Here is an 18,015-nt window from a genome sequence, read left to right as displayed (position 1 = left end):
CTGCTCAGGAAGCCTATTGGGCGCGGTTCTATACTGGGCGGGTGGACACGACTCAAGAACAACCCGTCATCACTGTCAGTGCTGTGGTCTTGCGCGATGATCAGGATCGCGTTTGCCATGTGCGCAAAGTGGGGACTCAGGCGTTTATGTACCCGGGCGGTAAGCCCGAACACGGAGAAAGCGCTACCGAGACGGCCGTGCGGGAAGCCCGCGAAGAGTTGGGTCTTCAATTACGGGTCGAGGACCTGCACGATTGGGGTACATTCACCAGTGTTGCAGCCAACGAACCGAATACGGTGTTACGTTCGCGAGTCTTTACCGTCGACTACCAGATCTGGCAGGGCCAGGACCTGCAACCTCACGCGGAAATCGAAGAGCTACGCTGGATCCCTATCGACGGTGACGATCTAGGGCTTCCTCAAGGAACCTTTCTCGCTGACCTCGCCACAGAGATTCGAACCCGAATGCAACAGTCCGCTATCGGCTACCTCACTGAGACTTCTCGAGCCCAGTTGGGGAGGGCCGAGCCTATTTATAGGCCGGAATCCCGGTGAGCTGGTGGCCAATAATCAGCGTGTGTACTTCGTCGGTTCCCTCGTAGGTGCGAACCGATTCGAGATTATTGGCATGACGAAGCGGTGAGTGGTCGCCGGTAATGCCGTTGCCACCCAGAATGGTGCGACACTCACGGGCGATGTTGATCGCGCTACGGCAATTATCCATCTTCGCCACCGAGATCTGATGGTTCTCTAGGGTGCCGGCGTCTTTGGCTCGACCCAGTTGCAGGGCCAGCAACTGCCCTTTGACCAGATCGACGGTGAGATCGGCCAGTTTCTTCTGGGTGAGCTGGAACGACGTCAGCGGGCGGCCAAACTGCAATCGTTCGGAGGCATAGTTTAATGCCACCTCCAGGGAGTCGCGAGCGGCCCCCATCGCGCCCCATGCAATGCCGTAGCGGGCTTCATTCAGGCAACTAAAGGGACCGCGCAAGCCGGGATTCTTGGGCAATATCGCATCGGCGGGCAGGGTGGCATTGTTCAGGTGGATCTCGCACTGCAACGAGGCGCGCATCGACAACTTTTGCTCGATCGGGATGGCCGTGAAGCCTTCGGTATCGGTGGGTACGATAAACCCGCGCACGACCTGGGCATCATCGGGCTTGTCGTAGTCCTCAGGAACCGCGCCGACCGTGCGTGCATCGGCCACTGAGGTTTTGGCCCAGACGATGCCCACCTGGGCGATGGAGGCCAAACCGATCCAGCGCTTGGCGCCGTTAAGCACCCACTGTCCGTCAACGAGTGTGGCCTGGGTGGTCATACTGGCTGGATCGGATCCGGCGGTGGGTTCGGTGAGACCGAAGAAACCTAGCGCTGCACCGCTTGCCATCTTGGGCAACCAATATTCTTTTTGTTCTTCGGAACCATTCTTAGAGATCGCCGACATCGCCAGGGATCCCTGAACCGAGACCACGGTGCGCAACCCCGAGTCGCCAGCTTCCATCTCCTGCATCGCCAGACCGTACTCCACCGCGGAACGTCCCGCGCAACCGTAGCCCTTCAAATGCATGCCGAATAGGCCCAGCTCCGCCATTTCGGGGATCAGTTCGATCGGCAAATGGGCTTGATCAAACCACATGGCGATCTGCGGACGCACCCGGCGATCCACAAACTCCGCGACTCGGTCACGGACCTCGAGTTCTTCAGTGCTCAGTAACGACTCGATGTTCATCAGGTCAGTGGGATGCTTGGGCATGAGCGCTCTTCCTCTTTTCACGACGGCCTCAGCTGGCAAGACAATGTATTCCACATCATAGTGACCCACACCCCACGGTGGGGGTTATGGCGAGGGGTTAATGCTTCTATACGCAGATGCGAGCCGATTATTGCGTGCCGGGAATTGCTCAACTGAGACTATGGGATGGCGCTGTTGGACAGCCGGGGTGATCAGCAGCGTAAGAGCCCAACGCATCTTCCACTGTGATCGTCGCCACCGGTAGGCTAAGCGGGAGATGTATCATCACCCATCGGCTCTTGCCGGCCAGCACCAGTTGGCACTGGTCAGCACCGATCAGAACTGATCAGAGTCGAGGAGAAACGACCGAAGCAGAACGAGGAGATAGTGCTCTGATGGTTGACGACCTGCTACAAAACATCCGTCGCATTGCCGTGATCGGGTCCGGGACCATGGGGTCGCAGATCTCGATGGCGTGCGCCCTGGCCGGATTCGAGACCACTGTGGTGGATATTGTGGATGAGGCCCTGGAGAAAGCTGAAGCGTCTTTGCGCTCGCGGATGGAACGCGACGTGTCCAAGGGCCGTCGCCAGCAGGCTGATGTTGATGCGGCGTTTGACCGGTTGAGCTTCTCGACGGATTCCGATCAGGTGGTCTCGGGCGCCGATGTGGTAATTGAAGCAGCCACCGAGAACCTGGAGATCAAGCGCAAACTGTTCGCCGGTTTTGATCAAGCGGCGCCGGAGCACACGATTCTGGCGACCAACTCCTCCACGATCGTCTCGTCTCAGGTTGCTGATGCCACCAACCGGGCCGATAAGGTGTGCAATTTCCACTTCTTCAACCCGGCGCTGGTGATGAAGGCCGTGGAAATTGTGCCCAACGACCAGACCTCCACCTACACCATCGAGGTGATGTGCGCTGTGGCGCAGCGACTGGGCAAGCACGTGGTGCAACTGCACCGTGAGATCCCCGGTTTCGTGGCCAACCGGCTCATGAATGCCCTGCGCGATGAGGCGCTGAATCTTTACCAGGCCGGTATTGCCAGCTATGAAGACATCGATGTGGCCGCCCGGGATGCTCTGGGCCACCCGATGGGGCCATTCGAGCTGATGGATCTGGTGGGTATCGATGTTTCCTACTTCATCGATATGGCCGAATACGACCAAACCGGGCAGGACGCAGCGCTACCGCACCCGGTGCTGAAAGAAAAATACGAAACCGGTGACTACGGCCGGAAAACCGGTCGTGGTTGGTACAACTACGAGAACTAACAGCCCCGGCACGGGCATCCAGAAGGAGTTTAGCCATGATGGAATCACCGACCGATCAGCTGATCACTGAGCGCCGCGATCAGGTGCTGATCATTACCCTGAATCGGCCCAAGGCCAAAAATGCCGCGACCAAAGAGATGTCGGAAGCCATGGTGGCGATCCTGGACGATTTTGATCGGGACGACTCTTTGGCGGTAGCGATCCTGACTGGCGCCGAACAGACCTTTTGTGCCGGAATGGATCTGAAGGCCTTCGCGGAAAAGGGCGAGCGCCCGTTTGTGGAAGGTAAAGGGTTTTTGGGGATCGCCGAGAACTTCGTGTCCAAACCGGTGATTGCCGCGGTGGAAGGATACGCGCTGGCTGGTGGCTTTGAGACCATGCTGGCCTGTGACCTGGTGGTGGCCTCCGAAACCTCGACGTTCGGACTCCCCGAGGTCAAGCGCGGGTTAATCGCTGCCGGGGGTGGTGTGGTGCGACTGCCGCGGCGCACACACCGGGCCGTGGCGTTGCACATGGTGCTGACCGGTGATCTTTTCCCCGCTGAGTTTGTGTACCGGCACGGACTAGTCAACGAGCTGGTGCCGGAAGGCACGGCGTTGGACGCCGCCCTAGAGATGGCCCAGAAGATCGCGGCCAATGGCCCGCTGGCAGTGCGGGTGTCCAAACAGGTGGTGGTGGAATCTGCCTCCTGGACGGAGGATGAGATGATGCAGCGTCAGCGAGTGCTCACTGAACCGGTCGGGGAGTCCGAGGACGCACTGGAGGGATCCCGTGCTTTTGCGGAGAAACGTGCTCCGCAGTGGAAAGGACGGTAACGCCCAAAACGAGCCGGTACACCTGGCAGCAGGTGCGCCGGCTCGCTGGTTTTGATCAGTGGTGGCTGTTGTGGCTGACTGAGCTGTGGTCTGATTTGATCTGAGCGAGTGCGGGGATTAGAGGTGCTCCAGACCGTAGGCCAGCACGGCAGGGCCGAGCTCACCGACCTTGTCGAATCCTTCACCCACGGTCTTGCCCTGCAGGTAGCGGTAGTGGATGCCCTCCATGATCACCGCTAACTTGAAGGCACCCAGGCCCAGGTAGAAATCAATCTGGTCCAGGTCCCGCTGGGAGCGTTCCGCGTAGCGTTGCAGAAGCTCGTCCTGGCTGATGAAGCCCGGGGCCAGGGCAACATCGGACACCGATTCGGCGGCGCGGCCACCCCGGGTGGCCAAGGCGTTGTACACCACGGTCAGAGCCAGATCTGCTAGCGGGTCGCCCAGGGTCGCCATCTCCCAGTCGAGCACCGCCAGGACTTCGTCCTGCTGGTCGGTGCCGGTGGCGCCAATCAGCGTGTTGTCGAGCCGGAAGTCGCCGTGGACAATGCTGACCTCGGAGTGCTCCGGGATCTGGGACTCCAGCCGGCGGTGTAGCTGCTCAAACTCGGGGATATCCCGCGACAGGGAGGCATCCAGCTGTTTCTTCCACCGGGACACCTGGCGTTGCAGGTAGTTGGCAGGTTTACCGAAGTCCTGCAGCCCCACCTCGGCCGGATCGATGGCATGCAGATCGACCAGCGTGTCCAGGATCCGCTCCGAAATTTTGCGGGTCCGCTCTGCACCGATCGGTTCCAGCTGGCGGGCATACCGGTAGGTGGTGCCCTCGATGAAATCCATCAGGTAGAACGGGGCGCCCAGCACCTCGGTGTCCTCACACAGCGTGACCGCATTGGGGACCGGGAAACTGGTCGGGGTCAGTGCGGAGATCACCCGATACTCACGCGACATATCGTGAGCGGTGGCCAGCACGTGACCAATCGGAGGTCGGCGTAGCGCCCAGGTGCTGCGCCCATCAGTGATCCGGTAGGTGATATTGGATTTACCACCGGTAATCAGATCGGCAGACAGTTGCCCTTCGGGGTCAACGAGTCCCGGGTGGTGATCATCCAGGTAGGTACGAACCGCGGCTAAGCTCAGCCCGGGCAGGTCCTCACCCGGCGCCGCGTGGTCCGTGGAGTTGTCAGGCTCGCTCATGATCTATCGTCTCCTCTTGCTGTTCTTCCCTGTTCCGCACCGTGCGCTGTGGCAGGTTTGCTTAGGCAGAACCGCCGGCCACGGTGATGCCACCATCGACCACCAAGATTTCACCGGTGATCCACGAGGCGGCATCGGAGGCCAGGAAGGCCACCGCAGTGGCAATGTCTTCGGGGGTGCCCAGCCGCTTAGCCGGGTACTCAGCTGCCACGGTCTCTTCCCGGCCCTCGTACAGGGCCTTGGCGAAATTGGTCTTGACCACCGCGGGTGCGACGGCGTTGACCCGGATGTTCGGGCCGAGCTCGACAGCCAAGGTGCGGGTCAGGTGGGAAACGGCTGATTTGGACACGCCGTACAGGCCAATACCGGCTGAGGGGATAATCGAGGAGACAGAGGTCAGGTTCACGATCGAACCGTGGTCTTTGAAGCCTAGCTCGTCATCGGCGACGACTTCCTGAACCCAGGCCAAGGTGGAGATCACGTTGACCTCCAAAATCTTCTGGACGGCTTCCAGCTCGATCTCGGCCAGCGGGCCGTAGACCGGGTTGATCCCGGCGTTGTTGACCAGCACATCCAGGCGGCCGAAATTGTCCTTGACCTGAGCGAGAACCTCGGGACGGTGCTCGGGATCGTGCGACTTCCCGCCGATCCCGATCGCGCGACCGGAGGAACCGGCCTTGCCGGCCAGTTCGTTGAGGTGCTCGGCGGCTTCCTGCAGGGGGCCTTCCTTCCGGGCAGTGATCACAACATTCGCCCCGCGAGCGATCAGTTCTTCAGCAATGCCCAGGCCGATCCCGCGAGAAGCGCCGGTGACCACGGCGGTCTTGCCGGCGAAGTCTTGTGGTTTGGCCTCAGCGTGCTGTTGCGATGATGCGGTGGTTTCGGTAGTCACGGTCCGGGACCCTCCAGTCGATAGTGGTATGCAGTGGGCGGTGGGAGAATGCTTCTCCCCTTATCACCCCTTTAGAGTAACCCGGGTCACAGAGGATTGAAAAGTAGCTCACCTAAAACGACGCTGTTGGCCGATAAGTTACATGCGCCGGTTAAACCGGTGGCTGGGCCCGGGCAGGTGGTGCCATCTCGTCACCCGATGTGGCGATGAGAGCTGGACACCACCGGCCACGGACCCAGTGCTAGCGCTTGCGGTTACTCCATGGCCAGCCCCTGGACCGGCGGGGTCTTCACCGCCCGGCGGGCCGGGGCGATGGAGGCCAGCAGGCCGGCCAGGGCCGCTACTGCCAGGATGATCAGCATCTCCACCCACGGGACGGTGAGTCCCACCACCTCGGAAGAGGACTGGCTCAGCGTGTCATCGGCTAGTAGCGGCTGGAAGAGCGCTTGGGCCCCGGCCCAGCCGTAGAACACTCCGAGCACACAGCCGAGCACGGCGCCTACCGCTGCGATCAACATCGCCTCCCAGGCCAGCATCGAGCGGAGCCCCCCACGGGTCAGCCCCAACGCGCGCATCAGCGAGTTCTCTCGGGTGCGTTCCATGGTGGACAGCGAGAGCGTATTGGCGACGCCGACCAGCGCGATGATCACCGAGATGGCCAGCAAGGCGACCACGATCAGCAAGAGCATGTCGATCACCATCTGGTAGAGGGCCTTCTCGGCCGCGGGCGCAGTGACGTTGGCGGTCTCGTCCAGCTGGGTATTGATCGAGGTGAACAGTTCGGTGAGTTCGTTCATGCTCAGACCGTCGTCGACACTGAACCAGACCTGACCGCCAGGCGAGACCGGGGCGGCAGAGTCCGGGGAGTCTGGCAGGCTCTCGGCCGGCATGGGGCCACCCAACGCCTCGGCGGTGGCGGGCGAGACCAGCGGGTTCTGCAATGACGTCTCGGTTCGCTGCACCGTCAGCGTCAGCGTGGTGCCGTCGGCGCCGGTGACCTCCAGGGTCTGCGGGGTCGGATCGTGCCCCATGTCTTGCCCCTGTTGCTCGATCCATGACGGCAACAACACCGTGTGCTTTTCCTCGAGCATCTCGACGTCTTGATCCGGAATGCCGACCGCGGTCAGCGCGTCGGGCTGGGCGGACTGGACCTGTTGTAGCGTTCCACTGGAGTCCTCGTAGGTGCCGACAGTCTCGATCACGGCAGTGTTCTGCACGTGCTCGAATTGCTCGATATCTTCGGCGGTGGTGGCGGGATCGGCCAGCTCCGTGATGACGGCATCGACCGGGAAATTCGAGGTCAGTAGCTTGTCGGCTTGCGCCTGAGCGATGCGTCCACCGGTGAGCATCAGCGTGACCAGCGTGGTGCCCACCAGCAGTGCGGTGGCGGTCGAGGCGGTGCGGGACCGGTTGCGCACCGCATTCAGCTGGGCCATTCGGCCCGGGACCCCGCCCAGACCACGCAGGAGCGCGCCCACACCGTAGACCGCGCCGGGAACGAACAGCACCGCCAGCAACAATATGCCGATGAAGGAGATGACCCCACCCAGGATCGCCAGCAGTAACTGGCCGACCAGGGCGGTGCCGACCATCAGCGCCGAGCCGCCCACGAACAGTACCGCACCAATGATCAACCGGATGATGCCGGTCTTCTGCTGCACCCCGGTCGGCTCCATCGGACGCAGCGCGGCCAGCGGGGAGACCCGGGTGGCGCGCAGGGCCGGGGAGAAGGCGGCGACCACGGTGATCACCACACCGGCCACCAGCACCCAGAGCAGGTTCAGCTCTGCTCCGAAGGTCAGTTGCGGCATGTTGAGTAGCTGAGATCCCAACAAGACCAGCAAGGCCATCAAGCCTACCGCGAGCCCGAGGCCGATCACCGAGCCGATCAGGCCGATCGCGAAGGATTCCAGCAATACCGAGGAGCGGACTTGGCCGCGGGTGGCGCCCAAGACCCGTTGCAGGGCCAGTTGTTGGGAGCGCTGGGCGACCAGCACCTGGAAGGTATTGGCGATCACCAGCATCGTGACAAATAGGGCGACCACCGCAAAGGCCAAGAGCACGCCGACTAATTCGGCGGCCCCGGGGGTTTCCTCGAGTTCAGCAGCGATGGTGTGTTCTGGGGTGTCGACCTGGATCGTGGTGGTGATGCGGTCGTCAGCGGTTTGACGCTCGGCCCACGACGTCAGCTCGGCCAGGGCCTGGTCCGTGGAGGCACCGTCGGCGAGTCGGATCAGCGTGTAGTCGGTGAAGACGGTGTTGTCCTGCTCGGCGGAGTCGCCAGCAGCTGGTTGACCGGATCCGTCGCCGGTCTCGGGGTCCTCGCTGGGTACGGCGTTGAAGGCTTCGACCAGGTCCGTGGAGCCGATCGCCTGGTAGCCGTAGACCATCATCGGGTTGGTGGTGCTCGGCAAGGTACCGGTCAGGGTGGCGGTGACCGGGCCGTTGGGGCCCTCGAGCTCGAAGGTGTCGCCAATATCGAGACCGAGCTTTTCGGCCGCCTCAGCGTTCAGGGCAATCTCGCCGCTGCCGTCGTGGGCCGGCAGCTCGCCCCGAGTCGGTTCGGTAGCCACTAACGAGTGATCCCGCGGGGCCGGTTGTAACAGCAAGGGCGCCGCGTTGGGCTCAGTGTCGGTTCCGAGGGGAACATGGGTGGTGCTCGGCGAGTAGGCCTCGGCGACGGTATCGAGCTCTTCCAGCTCTCGCTGGGCGGCCGGATCGGCCAACAATAAGGCCGCATCGGAATACGGGTCCGGGGACAACACCACATCGGAGGTCGAATAGGTCTCCCCGAGTGTGGCTTTCAGGGTCGCGGTTGAGGTGGATCCGACCAGGAGCGCTCCGGCGAGAAACATGGTGCCGATCACGATCGCGATCAGCACCGATACGTACCGGCGAGGGCTATGGCGGATCTGGGAGAGGGCAATTTTCAGGGTCGGTGCCATCGTTTAGACCTCCCCCATCTCGGACATGGCCTGCAGCACTGATTCGGTGGTGGGCCGGTGGATCTCACCGGTGACCGCCCCGTCGGTGAGCAGAATAACCCGGTCGGCGTAGCTGGCCGCGGTGGGGTCGTGGGTGACCATGATGATGGTCTGGCCTAACTGTCGGGCCGAGTTCTGCAGGAAGGTCAACACCTCGGTTCCGGTGGCGGTATCCAATGCGCCGGTGGGCTCATCGGCGAAGATCACATCCGGGCGGGTCAGTAGCGCGCGGGCGACGGCGACGCGTTGTTGCTGGCCACCGGAGAGCTGGTGGGGTTTATGATTCAGCCGCTCGGTCAGGCCCAGTACCTCGACGATCTGGCGGAACCAGGCGCGATCTGGTGTGCTGCCGGCTAGATCGAGCGGGAGCAGAATATTTTGTTCGGCGCTCAGGGTCGGGACCAGGTTGAAGGCCTGGAAAATGAACCCGACCTTGGACCGGCGCAGGATAGTGAGTTGTTTATCGTTCAGACCGGTGATGATTTCGCCGCCTAAGGCAATTTGGCCGGAGTCGACGGTATCAAGTCCGGCCAGAGCGTGCATCAGGGTCGATTTTCCCGATCCGGAAGGCCCCATGATCGCGGTGAACTCTCCGGGGGCGAAGGAGACGGAAACGTTGTGGAGAGCGGTGACCTGCGTGTTCTCGGAGCCATAGACCTTGGAGAGGTTCTTGGCCGCCACGGCAGGATATTGATGAGTGGGTGCATGATGTTGTGTCATGCTTCTATCCTGCTCGGTCGGGCTGGCAGGCACATCGGCGCCTAGAACGATTCTGCCGACCCCGATCGCACCGGGCCTCCTCCTGCAGGAGGAGGGTTACAGGACGAGGGTGGGCAAGCCACCCTTCCTACTACCGACGGTCAGGTCATGTTGGACCCAGCGCGGGTGAGTATTCTGTGCGCTTGGGCAATGACGGGGGCATCGATCATCGTGCCTTGAACTGAGACTGCTCCATGACCATCGGATGTCTCAGCGGCCTTCAATACCTCGTTGGCCCAGGTGATCTTCTCCTCGTCAGGGGCAAAAGCCGTCCTTGTGGGTTCGAGTTGAGCTGGGTGTATGCACAAGGTTCCGCCATAGCCGTCTTCGACGGACCGACGGGCATGCGAATTCACCACATCTGGATTCCTGAAGTCAACGCAAGGCGTGTCTAACGGCGCAGGAAGTCCTGCCAGTGCACTGGCAACGACAAGCTGTGCTCGGGCATACTCAATAGTAGTGCTCCCAACTTGGCATCCAAGTTCTACTGAGAGATCAATGGCGCCAATGGCCAATCTGCGGATTCGAGGATGGGAAGCGATTTCGGTGAGTTCAGCCAATCCCCTGGCCGTTTCAATGAGCCCGATAATTTCGACTGTCTCTGATGATTTTTCGACCACTGTGTTGAGCTGTTCTCGACTATGGGTCTTGGGTAGCATCAACCCCACGCTGGGGTGCGCTTGCTCACTAACTAGGTCGGAAAACATCGCAAGATCGGGCTCTATCCACCTACTTTCTGTACCGTTTATCCTGAGCGCTAATGCAGATTGCTTGACGTGTTCATCTTGGTCGAGATAGTGACTGAGTGTCTCGGCGGCAAGGGAGCGTGCCTGATCCTTGTGACCCGTAGAAACCGCGTCCTCAAGGTCTACAATGACCATCTGCGCTGTACTGGCCAAAGCTTTCCTTATCCTGTCTAGACGGTCACCCGGTACGAATAGTGCGGTGATCGCTTCGCTCAGTAACGAGCTATGCTGATCTGGGGCTGGATACGTCATTTTCTGGAGTACCTCTTCGTGTTCGGTCCCTTAGGCTTGAGCATTTGTATCGCGGAATGGAATAGAGGGGCCAAAGGCTTGCTGACCAGTCGAAATCTGTCGATAGAAGTCCTCGCCGTGGTGATTGATGACCACGAACGCAGGCATGTCGATCACGGTGATTGCCCGAGCGGCTTCCATTCCGAAGTCTTCAAAGCCGATAACTCGTGAATCAATAATGCAGTCTTCAGCCAGCCGGGCAGCTGGTCCGCCGATCGCTCCAAGATAGAAACCGCCGTGACGGCCACAGGCTTCTGCCACCTCGGTCGAACGGTTTCCTTTGGCTAGTGAGACCAGGGCACCTCCGTGAGATTGCAACAGGTCCATGTAGCTATCCATGCGCCCAGCGGTAGTGGGCCCGAAAGAGCCAGTGGCATAACGTCCTTCGCGCGGAGTGCGTGAGGGTCCGGCGTAGTAAACCGGATGATCTTTTATCCAGTCGGGTAGCTCACTACCTGCTTCGATCATTCGACGTAGTTCGGCATGGACTAAATCACGCGCGACAACCAGGGTGCCTGATAGTGAAACCCTTTGACCGAGATCGCACTCTGCGAGTTCAGCGAGAATCTGTGACATAGGTTGGTTTAGATCAATACAACGGACCTGCGACCGGGGCTCGTTGCTGTCGAAATCCTTTGTGGTCGTTGAAGTGCGTGGCAAGTAGCGTTCTGGCTCGTGGTCTAGAGCCTCAATCCAAGTTCCAGTGCCGTCAATACGGGCTTCTAGTTGTCGGTCAGCCGAACATGACACTGCTATAGCAATCGGTAAAGAGCCATTGTGACGTGGCATTCGGATGACGCGGACATCGTGGCAAAAGTACTTGCCACCGAATTGAGCACCTATGCCACTGCGCTGAGTCATGGTCAAAATCCTTTGCTCAAGATCTGGATCGCGTAACGACCAAGAGAGAGCGGAAGGCTTCGTGGGTAGGTGATCTAAGTGGTGGGCGCTGGCTAGTTTTGCGGTTTGCAGACATTCTTCGGCCGAGGTTCCTCCGATTACCACCGCCAGGTGGTACGGCGGGCAGGCCGAAGTGCCAATATCTGCAATTTTCTCCTCGATAAAGTCCAGCATCCGGTCTTGCTCAAGTACAGAACGATTCGCTTGGTAGAGAAAAGATTTATTAGCAGAACCGCCACCTTTTGCCATAATCAGAAACTCGTACTCGGCTCCAGGAGCGGTCTCTATGTGAATCTGGGCCGGTAGATTCGTATTGGTATTAGCTTCCTCAAAAGTGGAAAGCGGGTAGAGCTGGGAATAGCGTAGATTGAGCTCCTCAAAAGCTTGCTTGATACCGCGGGAGAGCCAGGTCTTATCCTCTCCGTCGGTAAGAATGCGGTGACCGCGACGGGCATGAATGATTAGGGTCCCAGTGTCCTGGCACATAGGTAGTACTTCTCGCGAAGAAATAACCGCGTTAGAGAGCAAATCGTGGGCCACAAAACGGTCGTTCGGTGATGCTTCGGGATCGTCGAGAATGTGGCGAAGCGATGCAAGATGTGCTGGGCGCAAGAAGTGACTGACTTCTTTGACCGCTCGATAAGCTAAATTTTGTAGGCGTTCTCCGGTTACGAGCGTCCACGGTTGCTCGCTAAGGTTACCGGGCACGTTGTTGTGTTTAGAAAATCCAGGCGTATCGAGGTGAACCTTGACAGTGTCACCACCATTTCCTACCCGGACTAATTCACCATGGAAAGAGCTGTGGCTGAGGAGGGGAACCGATTCCGGTTCGACCATGCTAGTGACTTGTGGATCCATGGCCAAACTCCTGACGAATGGCTTCGGTGTTTTCACCGATTGCCGGAACTGGGCCCCAGTTGGGTTGGGCGCCTGTGGGCATGAAAGGTGGAATTAAAGACCTAGTGGTGGCAGCCATTTCTGGGATGCGCACCTCACGCCACCGGTCGCGCTGGGCTAACTGCGGGTGCTGGTCGAAGCCGAACATGTCGCGTAAGCGTGCATTAGCAATCCCGATTTCATCCAGTAACTCGGTTAACTCCGTTGAGCTTAATTGCGCGGTGATACCTTCAATTAACCGGTGGAGCTCCTCGCGGTTTTCAACACGTCGCGCGTTGGGGGTAAAGCGTTCATCGGTTGCCAGCGAAGGTTGACCGAGAACGTGTGTACAGAATTTCTCCCACTCGCGCTCATTCTGCAACCCGAAGAATACGGGACCATCTGCGGTTGGAAATGGTCCATAGGGAGCAATTGAGGCGTGTTGAGCCCCGGAGCGAATCGGAAGCTTGCCCGAGTTAACAGCAAAGAGGTGAGTCTGTGACATCCACTCGCCTAGAGCCTCCAGCATCGAAACATCCAAAACGGTGCCGTGGCCGGTTTTACTTCGCTGGATCAAGGCGGCCAAAATACCGGAAAAGGTGTACATGCCGGCCGCGATGTCGGCTACGGAGACTCCCGCTTTACTGGGAGAATTTTCGGTGCCTGTGACTGATAGTAAGCCTGTCTCACACTGAATGATCAAGTCGTAGGCTTTCCGGGTAGTGTAACTACCACCGTTCCCGTAGCCGGAAATAGTCGCATAGATCAGTTGTGGGTTAAGGTTTTGACAGTATTCCGCGCCAAAACCTAGCCTTTCCATCGCTCCTGGCGCGAGGTTAGAAACAAGCACATCTGCTTCCTTCAGGAGTGATGTGAGCAGTTCTTTGTCGGTCTGCGATTTTAGATCGAGTACTACGGATTCTTTGGTGCGATTCAGCCAAACGAAATAGCTGGAGTAGCCTGAAACGGATTCGTCGTAGGTTCGGGCAAAATCGCCGGCGTCGCGCTCAATCTTGATGACCCGAGCGCCCAGATCCGCCAGTTGTCGAGTGGCAAAAGGTGCGGCAGCAGCTTGTTCGATGCTGACAACCGTTACCCCGTGGAGAGGTAATTCGGTTGAGGAATCTTCCGTTGCGTTACTCTTTAGATCGGCATGTTTTGTGGGGAAGGCCATTGTGTTCTCCCTTTACGTCCACGTTCATAGAATTAGGAGGCGAGCGAACCTGGTCCCGTCGTCTCGTCTGTGTGAATTAGTCTTCGATAGCTCGCTTGGAGCGTTCATCCCAGATTGGTGCGACAACCTCATTGGCGGGGCCGTGCCCTCGTTTGTAAACCATTACTGTGCGTTCGAAGGTGATGACGATAACCCCACGTTGGTTGAACCCCACGGTGCGCACCGTGACAATCCCGATGTTGGGGCGGGATTTGGACTCTCGGGTCGATAGCACCTCGGATTCGGAATAAATGGTGTCACCCTCAAACACAGGGTTTGGTAGACGCACTTTATCCCAGCCCAGGTTGGCCATGACATTCATAGAAATATCCGTGACCGATTGGCCTGTTACCAAGGCAAGGGTGAAGGTAGAATCTACCAACGGTCTACCGAATTCTGTGTTAGACGCATAGTGCGCATCAAAGTGAATGGGCGCAGTATTTTGCGTCAGCAGTGTCATCCACGAATTGTCGACAGGTAACACAGTTCGGCCCAAAGGATGGCGATAAACGTCGCCAATCTCGAAATCTTCAAAGAACCTGCCGTTCCACCCATCTTTGGGAGCGGGAGACGCGTCGTGATGCTGTTTCGGCATGGTGTTTCCTTCGCTTTGTGCAATGGATATCTGATGTTCGGGCCGGATCAGTATGTTCGTGGCATTCCCAGCACTTTGGTACCGACAAATGCCCGCACCAGATTGTTATTGATCGGCGCGACTTGGTACATCCGCGTCTCTCTAAACTTGCGCTCAATGTTGTAGTCGGTTACGAAGCCAAAGCCGCCGAATGTATTTAGTGCTACGTTTGCCGCCTCCCAAGAGGCTTCTGAGGCCAACAGTTTTGACATATTGGCTTCGGCGCCACACGATTGATTCGCATCGGCGAGTTCGCAGGCCTCCCACCGCACGGCATCAGCTGCACGCAATTTCATATAAGCGTCAGCGATGGGGAAGGCTACGCCCTGGTTTTTACCAATGGGCCGGTCAAATACCACACGTTCGTTGGCATAATTAGTGGCCTGGTCAATAAACCAGTAGCCATCGCCTATGGCCTCTGCCGCTAAGAGAATTCGCTCGGAATTCCATCCATCAATAACATAGCGGAAACCCTGGTCTACCTCACCGACAACCGCGGAGTCCGGCACCCACATGTTGTTGTAGTAAACCTGATTGGTGGCGTAATTGAACATAGTGCGAACTTTGACAGGCCGAAACGCATCAGGTTGCTCTTTACGCACTGCACTAAGGTCCACCAGGAAAAGAGTGAGGCCGGCTGTTCGGTGATTAGGATCGGGATCTGATGTACGGGCTAGGACGAGAATCAGATCCGATTCGTCAACTCGGCTTGTCCAGTTCTTATGTCCATTAATGACCCAACCATCATCTTTTCGTTCTGCTCGGGTTTTGATAGCTAAAGTATTGGATCCGGCTTCTTCTTCAGTGATGGAAAAAGCCTGCAAGCGTAAGGAACCGTTGGCCACGCTGGGTAGGTACTGTTGCTTCTGCCATTCAGTTCCGTGGTTAAGGACAGCTTTCATAGTGTAGAGCTGTGCGTGGCAGGCGGCCGAATGCCCACCGGAACGGTTAATTTCTTCAAGAATTACTGACGCTTCGGAGATACCTAACCCGAGTCCACCGTATTCTTCGGGAATCAGAGCCGCTAGATACGTGTCGGTGGTGAGGCGGTCAACAAACTCATGCGGGTATTCTCGCTCGAGATCTTTTTCGCGCCAATACTCATTAGGAAACTCTTCGCATACGGCGCGGATCTTTGTACGAAGTTCCTGGATTCGGCTATCGGATTTAAGTGACATAGCGACTCCTTCTCTCTGTGTGACGTATCCCTCAATATATTGAGTCAGTAACACTATTGCAAGGAGATAAGTGGTATCACTGCGAGATCAGCGCGAAAAATATATTTTGTTACAGCAGGCGCGGGAGCCCCAACCGTCAGTCGTTTCGTTGGGTTTTATCAAATTGCTCTGCCAAGAGTTGGCCGGCATGTTTAATATGTTCGGACATCGCTGCTCTGGCTTTCTCGGGCTGATTATTTCGGAAGCTATCTATGATTGCTGCATGGTCATCTGCCGAAGCAGTTACCCAGCCTTCAACTTCGGGGTAGAAAGCGCGGGGGACATATCGAGAAACAATGCCCAGTAATTTGGCCATTTTGGGGGAATCAGCTAATAGTGTGATCTTGCGATGGAACTGGTGGTTGCGATCTTCAACCTCTGACCATAGCTTGCGTTTTGCGCAGGCGAGGAGCTCGTAGTGTAGTGCCTCAAGTTCATCAATATCTTCGGTTTTGGCGTGAGCGACGGCGCGAGCGGCGATTTCGCCAGCGAGGAAAGAATGCACGGTGAAAATATCGCGTATATCGTCGGCACTGAGTATTTCAACAACAAAACCGTGGCCGGGTTTTGCTGAGAGGAATCCTTCAGCGGTCAGAGTTTGGAGCGCTTCCCGAGCCGGTGTGGTGGAAATATGTAGGGTTCGGCCGACTTCCTCAGGCCGAACGACTTCGCCCGGCGTTATAGCGCCGGAAAGAATTTGCTGCCTTACCCAAGTCATCGCTTCGGATGGCTTGGAACTTCGCGTCCTGGACGTGGGCATTGTGAATCCTTTCCGAAGCAGATACGGGTTAGTGCTCCCAATATATCCGGTGTGACGTAAGTGGGCTCGCAAGGTTATTTCTTTAGTGTGTTGCAGATCACACGATAGAAATATATTCTTAATCGATACGCAGGGCAGAAGCCCATGATTACTATCTAGTGAGGAAATATTGCGATGAGTCTTGAATCTAGATTGGCAGCAAGAGCTCACGATGTCGGTGACCTTGAATATTCACCGGGGCAATTATCAGAAGGGCTAGCTCCGAGGCAACGAAACATGAAGCTGCTCGGCTTTGTCGTCGGCATTGTCTTGGCAGGACTGGTGGCAATTGTCATGCCAGCGGATGTAAATCAGGGTGCACGTATGACTGCAGCAGTAGCGGTGCTCATGGGTACCTGGTGGATTACCGAAGCTGTTCCTTTACCTGCCACAGCCTTGTTACCTTTGGTGTTATTTCCCATGCTGGGTATTGCTGATCTGGCAGATGTCTCCAGTTCTTATGCTTCCTCGACGGTGTTCTTATTCTTGGGCGGGTTCCTGCTAGCCTTGGGTCTACAGCGGTGGAATCTGCACAAACGTATTGCGTTGCGGATTGTTCTGATGGTTGGGACGAAGCCAACTCGACTAATCGGCGGCTTCATGATCGCGACAGCCGTATTGGGTATGTGGGTCTCGAATACTGCGACAGCCATGATGATGATCCCCATGGCTATGTCAGTGATCGCACTGGTGGAGAAACAGGATGGGGTGAAGCCCAAGTCCCGGTTCGGTGTGGGTCTGGTGATCTCGGTCGCCTATGCGGCTACGACCAGCGCATTTGCCACGATTATTGGTAGTCCGGTCAACGTCATCGTGGCCGGATATATTCGCGATACTTTGGGCTACCAGATCACATTTCTGCAATGGATGGCTTTCGGAACTCCACTGACGGTGGTGTTCATGATCATCGGCTGGGTACTGATCGCTAAATGGTTGTGGAAACCTGAAGTAGACCGGCTGCCGGGCGGACGTGAATTGTTCCAGGAGCAGTTGGCGCGACTTGGGCGTATGAGCTCGGGCGAGATCGCCGTCGGCGTGATCTTTGTGTTGACTGCACTGTCGTGGATCTTCGTGCCGGTGATCTTTGAGAATCCTTGGGCCGATGACGCGACGATCGCAATGATGGCCGGCATAGCTGTGTTTCTCGTTCCGGCTCGTCCGCGGTCTGCAGTCATGGTCTTGGACTGGGAATCTGCCAAAGAAGTTCCCTGGGGCGTGCTGATCTTGTTCGGTGGCGGTTTAGCCCTTTCTGGTCAGATTACCGGGACCGGTTTGGCTACGTGGATGGGTGAGTCGTTGTCGGGCCTAGGTGGGTTGCCGACCTGGTTGCTCGTGGTCATTTTGGCGGCATTGTTGCTTTTCCTCACTGAGTTCACCAGTTCAACCGCAACAGCGGCAGCCTTTGTACCTGTGGTCGGTGGCGTTGCCGGTGGCCTCGGTCAGGATCCGGTGCTCTTTGCGGTGACGGCTGGGCTAGCGTGCTTGTGCGCGTTTATGCTTCCCGTGGGAACACCGCCGAATGCGATTGCTTTCGCCTCGGGGTCAGTGACTATTCCGCAAATGATGCGGACAGGTGTGTGGATGAACCTGATCGCGATCGTATTAGTCACCGCTGTTGTGCTTTTGTTGGTTCCGGCAATATTGAATTAGGGCTCTAGGTCATCTAGAGCCCTAATCCTAGAGACAGGCG

15 protein-coding genes are annotated in these 18,015 nt (G+C 57.8%); 4 read left to right on the top strand and 11 right to left on the bottom strand.

Annotated features, from left to right (window positions below; translation table 11 throughout):
* Positions 1-41 precede the first annotated feature (41 nt).
* Complete coding sequence (locus DCC24_RS05215) at positions 42-554, top strand: NUDIX domain-containing protein (protein ID WP_233491994.1); 513 nt, start codon at positions 42-44, stop codon at positions 552-554.
* On the opposite strand, the gene DCC24_RS05210 is transcribed toward DCC24_RS05215, so the two are convergent.
* The gene (locus tag DCC24_RS05210; protein ID WP_110098868.1) at positions 529-1,752 is read right to left on the bottom strand and encodes an acyl-CoA dehydrogenase family protein; all 1,224 of its coding nucleotides are present in this window, start codon (positions 1,750-1,752) and stop codon (positions 529-531) included. The two genes, DCC24_RS05215 and DCC24_RS05210, sit on opposite strands and share 26 nt — an antisense overlap.
* A 374-nt stretch (positions 1,753-2,126) precedes the next feature.
* On the opposite strand from DCC24_RS05210, the gene DCC24_RS05205 reads away from it, so the two are divergent.
* Together DCC24_RS05205 and DCC24_RS05200 are read left to right on the top strand one after the other, a co-directional pair.
* Entirely contained in the window at positions 2,127-3,005 is an 879-nt protein-coding gene (locus DCC24_RS05205; protein ID WP_110098867.1) for a 3-hydroxyacyl-CoA dehydrogenase family protein, read from the top strand.
* A gap of 35 nt (positions 3,006-3,040) precedes the next feature.
* Positions 3,041-3,820 carry a crotonase/enoyl-CoA hydratase family protein gene (locus DCC24_RS05200; protein WP_110098866.1) on the top strand — a complete coding sequence of 260 codons (780 nt, stop codon included), beginning with the start codon at positions 3,041-3,043 and terminating at the stop codon, positions 3,818-3,820.
* Between the two features lie 117 nt (positions 3,821-3,937).
* Here DCC24_RS05200 and DCC24_RS05195 read toward each other — a convergent pair whose 3' ends face one another.
* The 10 genes from DCC24_RS05195 to DCC24_RS05150 form a co-directional block, all read right to left on the bottom strand.
* The gene (locus DCC24_RS05195; RefSeq protein ID WP_110098865.1) at positions 3,938-5,014 is read right to left on the bottom strand and encodes a phosphotransferase family protein; all 1,077 of its coding nucleotides are present in this window, start codon (positions 5,012-5,014) and stop codon (positions 3,938-3,940) included.
* A 61-nt stretch (positions 5,015-5,075) separates the two neighbouring features.
* Positions 5,076-5,906, bottom strand: coding sequence for an SDR family oxidoreductase (locus DCC24_RS05190; protein ID WP_110098864.1), 831 nt, complete (start codon positions 5,904-5,906; stop codon positions 5,076-5,078).
* 254 nt (positions 5,907-6,160) lie between these two features.
* Complete coding sequence (locus DCC24_RS05185; protein WP_110098863.1) at positions 6,161-8,851, bottom strand: ABC transporter permease; 2,691 nt, start codon at positions 8,849-8,851, stop codon at positions 6,161-6,163.
* Positions 8,852-8,854: 3 nt separating this feature from the next.
* Positions 8,855-9,610 carry an ABC transporter ATP-binding protein gene (locus tag DCC24_RS05180; RefSeq protein ID WP_110098862.1) on the bottom strand — a complete coding sequence of 252 codons (756 nt, stop codon included), beginning with the start codon at positions 9,608-9,610 and terminating at the stop codon, positions 8,855-8,857.
* A 140-nt stretch (positions 9,611-9,750) separates the two neighbouring features.
* Positions 9,751-10,647, bottom strand: coding sequence for a CoA ester lyase (locus DCC24_RS05175; protein WP_110098861.1), 897 nt, complete (start codon positions 10,645-10,647; stop codon positions 9,751-9,753).
* Positions 10,648-10,677: 30 nt separating this feature from the next.
* Positions 10,678-12,444, bottom strand: a complete 1,767-nt coding sequence (locus DCC24_RS05170; RefSeq protein WP_110098860.1) for a fumarate hydratase — start codon at positions 12,442-12,444, stop codon at positions 10,678-10,680.
* A complete protein-coding gene (locus DCC24_RS05165; RefSeq protein WP_110098859.1) occupies positions 12,425-13,636 on the bottom strand; it encodes a CaiB/BaiF CoA-transferase family protein in 1,212 nt (403 codons plus the stop codon). The genes DCC24_RS05170 and DCC24_RS05165 overlap by 20 nt, the downstream gene beginning before the upstream one ends.
* 76 nt (positions 13,637-13,712) lie before the next feature.
* Positions 13,713-14,270 carry a MaoC family dehydratase gene (locus tag DCC24_RS05160; protein ID WP_110098858.1) on the bottom strand — a complete coding sequence of 186 codons (558 nt, stop codon included), beginning with the start codon at positions 14,268-14,270 and terminating at the stop codon, positions 13,713-13,715.
* A 47-nt stretch (positions 14,271-14,317) separates the two neighbouring features.
* Entirely contained in the window at positions 14,318-15,487 is a 1,170-nt protein-coding gene (locus tag DCC24_RS05155) for an acyl-CoA dehydrogenase family protein (protein WP_110098857.1), read from the bottom strand.
* 136 nt (positions 15,488-15,623) lie between these two features.
* Complete coding sequence (locus DCC24_RS05150; RefSeq protein ID WP_110098856.1) at positions 15,624-16,286, bottom strand: GntR family transcriptional regulator; 663 nt, start codon at positions 16,284-16,286, stop codon at positions 15,624-15,626.
* Positions 16,287-16,460: 174 nt separating this feature from the next.
* Between DCC24_RS05150 and DCC24_RS05145 the strand changes: the two genes are divergently transcribed.
* Positions 16,461-17,975, top strand: a complete 1,515-nt coding sequence (locus DCC24_RS05145; RefSeq protein WP_110098855.1) for a DASS family sodium-coupled anion symporter — start codon at positions 16,461-16,463, stop codon at positions 17,973-17,975.
* Positions 17,976-18,015 lie beyond the last annotated feature (40 nt).

The organism is Auritidibacter sp. NML100628 (assembly GCF_003185985.1).
Lineage (GTDB): Bacteria > Actinomycetota > Actinomycetes > Actinomycetales > Micrococcaceae > Auritidibacter > Auritidibacter ignavus.
The sequence above is the reverse complement of the archived record's forward strand: the minus strand, read 5'-3'. Positions and strand labels throughout refer to the sequence as shown.

Excerpts from the sequence above, each read along its gene's own strand:
- DCC24_RS05210 (WP_110098868.1), bottom strand. The coding sequence starts at position 1,752 with ATGCCCAAGCATCCCACTGACCTGATGAACATCGAGTCGTTACTGAGC.
- DCC24_RS05205 (WP_110098867.1), top strand. The coding sequence starts at position 2,127 with ATGGTTGACGACCTGCTACAAAACATCCGTCGCATTGCCGTGATCGGG.
- DCC24_RS05200 (WP_110098866.1), top strand. The coding sequence starts at position 3,041 with ATGATGGAATCACCGACCGATCAGCTGATCACTGAGCGCCGCGATCAG.
- DCC24_RS05195 (WP_110098865.1), bottom strand. The coding sequence starts at position 5,014 with ATGAGCGAGCCTGACAACTCCACGGACCACGCGGCGCCGGGTGAGGAC.
- DCC24_RS05185 (WP_110098863.1), bottom strand. The coding sequence starts at position 8,851 with ATGGCACCGACCCTGAAAATTGCCCTCTCCCAGATCCGCCATAGCCCT.
- DCC24_RS05180 (WP_110098862.1), bottom strand. The coding sequence starts at position 9,610 with ATGACACAACATCATGCACCCACTCATCAATATCCTGCCGTGGCGGCC.
- DCC24_RS05175 (WP_110098861.1), bottom strand. The coding sequence starts at position 10,647 with ATGACGTATCCAGCCCCAGATCAGCATAGCTCGTTACTGAGCGAAGCG.
- DCC24_RS05170 (WP_110098860.1), bottom strand. The coding sequence starts at position 12,444 with ATGGATCCACAAGTCACTAGCATGGTCGAACCGGAATCGGTTCCCCTC.
- DCC24_RS05165 (WP_110098859.1), bottom strand. The coding sequence starts at position 13,636 with ATGGCCTTCCCCACAAAACATGCCGATCTAAAGAGTAACGCAACGGAA.
- DCC24_RS05160 (WP_110098858.1), bottom strand. The coding sequence starts at position 14,270 with ATGCCGAAACAGCATCACGACGCGTCTCCCGCTCCCAAAGATGGGTGG.
- DCC24_RS05155 (WP_110098857.1), bottom strand. The coding sequence starts at position 15,487 with ATGTCACTTAAATCCGATAGCCGAATCCAGGAACTTCGTACAAAGATC.
- DCC24_RS05150 (WP_110098856.1), bottom strand. The coding sequence starts at position 16,286 with ATGCCCACGTCCAGGACGCGAAGTTCCAAGCCATCCGAAGCGATGACT.
- DCC24_RS05145 (WP_110098855.1), top strand. The coding sequence starts at position 16,461 with ATGAGTCTTGAATCTAGATTGGCAGCAAGAGCTCACGATGTCGGTGAC.